This window comes from Rhodopirellula sp. JB055 (genome assembly GCF_043100905.1).
Taxonomy (GTDB): domain Bacteria; phylum Planctomycetota; class Planctomycetia; order Pirellulales; family Pirellulaceae; genus Rhodopirellula.
The window spans coordinates 1-5,189 of record NZ_JBICHO010000333.1; the positions used below are offsets into that span (position 1 = coordinate 1).

5 protein-coding genes are annotated in these 5,189 nt (G+C 56.0%); 3 read left to right on the plus strand and 2 right to left on the minus strand.

All coding sequences use genetic code 11. The annotated features are described in order from the left end of the window. Positions 1-267: hypothetical protein (locus tag ACF8AM_RS13135; protein ID WP_392556064.1), on the plus strand; the 267-nt coding region annotated here is incomplete at its 5' end. A gap of 297 nt (positions 268-564) precedes the next feature. Here ACF8AM_RS13135 and ACF8AM_RS13140 read toward each other — a convergent pair. Both ACF8AM_RS13140 and ACF8AM_RS13145 read right to left on the minus strand, forming a co-directional pair. Beyond that, complete coding sequence (locus ACF8AM_RS13140; protein ID WP_392556065.1) at positions 565-783, minus strand: hypothetical protein; 219 nt, start codon at positions 781-783, stop codon at positions 565-567. Positions 784-975: 192 nt separating this feature from the next. After that, entirely contained in the window at positions 976-2,193 is a 1,218-nt protein-coding gene (locus ACF8AM_RS13145) for a DUF1559 domain-containing protein (RefSeq protein ID WP_392556066.1), read from the minus strand. 226 nt (positions 2,194-2,419) lie between these two features. On the opposite strand from ACF8AM_RS13145, the gene ACF8AM_RS13150 reads away from it, so the two are divergent. Together ACF8AM_RS13150 and ACF8AM_RS13155 are read left to right on the plus strand one after the other, a co-directional pair. Then, positions 2,420-3,694 (plus strand): substrate-binding domain-containing protein, encoded by a 1,275-nt coding sequence (locus tag ACF8AM_RS13150; protein ID WP_392556068.1) that lies wholly within the window; start codon positions 2,420-2,422, stop codon positions 3,692-3,694. 71 nt (positions 3,695-3,765) lie between these two features. After that, on the plus strand, positions 3,766-5,189 hold a 1,424-nt coding region (locus ACF8AM_RS13155), incomplete at its 3' end, for a sulfatase (RefSeq protein ID WP_392556067.1).

Here is a 5,189-nt window from a genome sequence, read left to right on the forward strand (position 1 = left end):
GGCGGCTTCCAAGGTGCGGCCGCGTTGATGAAGTGCGAGCCCCAGCAACACAGCGGGCTCGAGGTCATCATGGGATTGCGTCAGGACATTGTCCGACGCGAGAAGCCTGATGACTTGATCGGAGTCGCTGCGGAGGTGAGCAATCCGGGCGCGTTGCAGCGTTTCTTCGGAGATCTTTTTCATGGGACCAACCAGGATGACGGGGAGCGATGCCACGAGAAAATTCGCGGCATTCTGTCATGGCTGGCTGGCATCGCCGGGACATGAAATTCGCGGCCGTGATTCAGCCCGAACGTCAGTCACCTAGCATCGCTTGCTGGCTGTTGAAACCAGTTGCTTATTGCGACTGGTTCTCAGGATGGTAGCAATTTGACGATTTGCGTCAACATCGGTTGCGAAAAAGAAATGGAGGCCAATCGCTGAGTGTGGTCTTCACTTGTCGCGGGTCGCGATGGATTGACGCGGGGCTCTGATAGCACGCGGTTGCCCGCCGGGGGCAGCCGCGTGATGTGGGTTTCCGTCGGCAGAATCCGGCATTTTCGGGCCTTCACCGTCCGGTGGCCGTTATGGCAGTTCCTTGTCTCCTTCCATGGACTGCATGGATTCCATTTCCAATTCACGTTCCTTGGCTTTGTATGCTTCGATGGCCGCCTGATCGGCACCTTCGGTAACGGGTTTGGGTGAGTCGTCGGAGCAGCCGGCGAGGAAACCAACAAGACATGCGATTGTGATTGTGTACCGCAAGGAAGATCGTTTTGTGAGCGAGTTTTTAGATTGGAGCATCGGTCGATCGTGTGGGTTGGGGATTGCGAAGACGCGAAGAGGAGTTGTCGGAAAAACGAAGGGCAACTTCGGCGAAGTTGCCCTTCGCGGGATGAGTGACTTCGACCGGGTCAAAAGGCTGCAGGCGTGTCTCAGGGGGCTGTGCCTTGATCACACCTCGCGTCTTGATTGGCGGTCACTTCGTCGGACAGGTCAGAATTCTTCGTCGATCACTTCTTTCGCCGCGCGAGTACCGAGTGCTCCCCACAATCCGTAGGGACTTTGGCTGCCGGGCGCACGTGCTCCCGTTCCGTTCACCCAAACATCGCCATGGTTTCGGTTGCCGGCATCGATCGAGTCCGTGACGAACTTCACGGCACCATCGCCCATCAGCACGTGCACACCGCCTTGATGGCGACTGGACATTGGGGCGGTGCCCGAGAGGTCATCACCATTGTGCCGGGCGCAGTAGATGTCGTTTGGCGGAAGGATGGTGAAGCATCCGTTGAAGATTTGTTTGAAGTCGGCCCAACGGAATCCACGTGCACGAGTTTCGCGAGAAGCACCGTTCAGCCAAGTGGTTGGACGCGCCGGATCCACAAAGGTATCGCACACACCTGGATTGTCTCGGATGGCCGCGTTGGCCGCTCCATTGCCGCCCAGGGTCCCGCCATCATTGGGCAGACTCAAGCGAGCGTCTCGGTCACCGAGGTAAGTCGCAATCTCTCCCATCGCAATGGTATTGGACAGACCATCCAAGATGTCGCGAAAGCGTCCGCGTGCATCGCGAGGGCGAAAGAAACCTCGGTGCCCCGCCTGGGCACGAGTGAATCGATAGGTGGACACAGGTTCGAGCAAGTCGCCGTCCCACGGGCCAACCATGGTTTCCCAAGATCCGTCGCCCAAGCAGGAGGCGTAGTTCGATCGCCCGAGTGCTGGCAAGCCAACGCCCGGGTCGCTTGGGCAACGAAAGCCGGGGATCTCCGTTGCCCACGGCGTGTAATCAATGTTGTCCGGGGTCGGCCCCATGGCTTGGAAGTCGATCACACCGTCACCGTCGAAATCCATGGGGTTGCTGATCTGTTCCCACAATCCTTGCTGTTCGACAAATGGCAGGATTCCAACCAGCGTGCTCAAGCGGCGATTGTTGGCCGTTGCATTGCTGTTCCACCACGCACTGCCGCTGCTTGGAGTGGAAACGGTGCCGATCCCGTTGGCCGGAATCCGGTCATACGCGGAGTGATAGTTGTGAATCGCGAGCCCGATTTGTTTGAAATTGTTGCTGCAGCTCATCCGCCGAGCCGCTTCGCGCGCCGCTTGGACCGCTGGTAATAGCAGCCCGACCAAGACACCGATGATCGCGATGACCACCAAGAGTTCGACCAGCGTGAACGCTGATTTTTTCGCGTTGTGATGAGAAGTAGTTGGCACGAAGACACCTTTAAAAAGACAGGAAGGGGGAATCTGCACCAATAATCCAGTGGGATTTCTTCAAAACGATTGATTTTTGCGACTGGCGAGCAGAAGATTGCGACACCCCTTTGTCGAGTGGAGTGGGACGCATCATTTTCGCGTTAATGACGCTGTTTGCGGCGCTAGAATCTGTTTGTTAACCTCGGTGATGTGTATAGATTTCCAGGGTGGACACTTAGGTGTAATAATATGCGTCCTCTTGGCGGCGTTTTGCGACCTCTTCTTTCCGAATCCGAGGCGACATCCGGTGAATTCCAGCCAACGACCCAAAATTGCATTGCTGGTGGAGGTCTCACGGGCCTACGGCCGCGAGCTTCTTCGAGGGATCTCGCTGTTTGCGCGGACGAAAGGCGATTGGTCCTTGTTGCACGAAGAGATGACGATCGATTCGGTTGTGCCCGATTGGATTTCAAGAACACGTGTCGATGGTGTGATCGCACGGCTGGATCATCACAGCATTGATCCTCTTCGAAAATTGCGAGTGCCAATTGTGGATGTGCGAGGCAACCGGAAATTTCCGGGCGTGCCACAAGTTGTCGCCGACAACCAACGCATCGCTGAGATGGCCTTCGAACATCTTTGGGAACGCGGCTTTCGACGTTTTGCGTTTTGCGGATTTCGATTCGCGACTTATTCGGACGCCAGGTTGGGCGCGTTTCGCAAATTAGTCGAGAAAGCTGGTTGCCCGTTCACCGAACATCAATCGCCGGGCGCTCCTGGCATCACATTGAGAGAGCTGGAACGAGCCGGCGTGGTCGAACAAGAGGCTTTGGTCGAATGGTTGTCGACGTTGGAGCGGCCGACTGGATTGTTTGTGTGCAACGACATTCGTGGCCAACAGGTTCTCAACGCGTGTCGGTTTGCCAACATCGCGGTACCCGATGATGTGGGGGTGATCGGGGTCGATGATGACGACACCATTTGCTCGATCTGTGATCCGTCACTTTCGAGTGTGCGGCCAAATGCGGAGTTGGCGGGATACCGAGCGGCTGAGATCTTGCAACAAATGCTCAATGGATGGGTGCCCGACACAGAGGTCGAACGCATCCCGCCGATTTCGGTGACGGAGCGATTGTCGACCAAGGTCGTTGCAGTCGAAGACGCGGAACTGGCTCGAGTGTGTCGCTTCATTCGTCAGAACGCTTGCAGTGGGATCAATGTCGGTGACGTGGTGGAGTTCACTTCACTTTCGCGCCGACAACTCGAACGACGTTTTCGCGACGTGCTGGGACACACGCCTCATCATCAAATCACGATGACGCAATTGGAACGTGTTCGCCAGTTGCTGACCGAAACTGACATGACGTTGGAACAAATTGCTCCGCTTGCTGGCTACAGTCACAAAGAGAGTTTGGGAGCGGTCTTCAAACGTGAGACCGGGCAATCACCCGGTGAGTACCGCACGGAACAACAGACGCTCGGAAAAGCTGCGAAAAAGGAGCTTGATTCCGGTGAGTAGCGTCCGTGGGGCGAAGTGACATTGAAATGCAAGAAGTGACATTGAAATGAAAATGGTTCGAGTGAATGCAAATGGTGAATTCAATGGAAGGTTTGAAACGAGTGGGCTCGCTGGGGCCGGTTCTTCATGCGAGCGTTTTGCTCGCGTTGATCGCGTGGGGTGGCGTCACAGCCAACGCGGCTGAGTCCGGTTCGGCTGAGTCCGGTTCGGCTGGGGCAACTGCGGATCAAGACAGCCAGCGGCCCCCGAACATCTTGTTCATCTTCGCTGACGACTGGGGCTGGGGGGATTTGTCCTGCCATGGGCATCCGTATGTGAAGACACCAAACATCGACCGTTTGGCTCGGGAAGGTACAGACTTCCACCGATTCACGGTCGCCAGCGGAGTCTGCTCCCCGAGCCGAACGGCGGTGATGACGGGACACTTCCCGGCTCGGCACAACATCGACGGCCATTTTGCTTGGGTGCCCAGCAACGCGAAACGCAACATGCCCGATTGGTTGGATCCCAACGCGGTCACTCTGCCAAGATTGCTCCAATCCGGCGGCTATCAAACGGCGCACTTTGGTAAGTGGCACCTGTCCAACGACATGATTCCTGATTCGCCCACGCCAGCGGCTTATGGATACGATCAATACGGCGCATTCAATTGCTCAGGCGAGCAGATGCCGGTTCATGAGGATGCGAAGGAAACGATCGCGTTCATTGAATCATCGCATGCTGAGGGCAAGCCATTCTTTGTCAACCTTTGGATTCATGAACCACACACTCCGTTTCATGTGATTCCCAAGTACCGTTGGCGTTTTCGTGAACTTGGGTTGGACGATGCCGACGAGATTTATGCGGCGGTGTTGTCGCACGCGGATGATCGAATCGGTGAAGTCTTGGATGCTTTGGATCGAATGGGTTTGACGGATGAGACCTTGGTTGTCTTCAGTTCGGACAATGGGCCGGCGCGCGGATCAGCCAATGCCAAATTGGAATTGAGCTACGACACGGCGACGGGAGCCGGTTTTGGTATCGGTGCATCAAAAGGGATCACGGCAGGTCGCAAGGGATACAAAGCGTCGCTGTTTGAAGGCGGCATCAATGTGCCATTCATTGTTCGTTGGCCAGGAAAGGTGGCCGCGGGACAAACCAACGATTCGGCAATGATGAGCGGAGTCGATCTGCTGCCGACTTTTTGTGATGTCGCCGGTGTTAAGTTGCCTGCGGACTACCTGCCCGATGGAGTCAGCCAGGTTTCTGCGTTGAAAGGCGAAGCGAATTTCGGGCGTTCCAAGCCGCTGTTTTGGAAGTTCGCTTCGCGTTGGCCGCCGCGAGCAAACCATCCGCACCACTGGGCTTCGTACTGCGTGGTGAGCAACAAGTGGAAACTGCTGACGAACGAAGACGCGAGCTACGTCGAACTGTATGACATTGTGTCCGATCCCTATGAATCAACTGATTTGAAAGAATCGCAATCGAATACGGTTGCCAGTCCGTCGTGCAGACC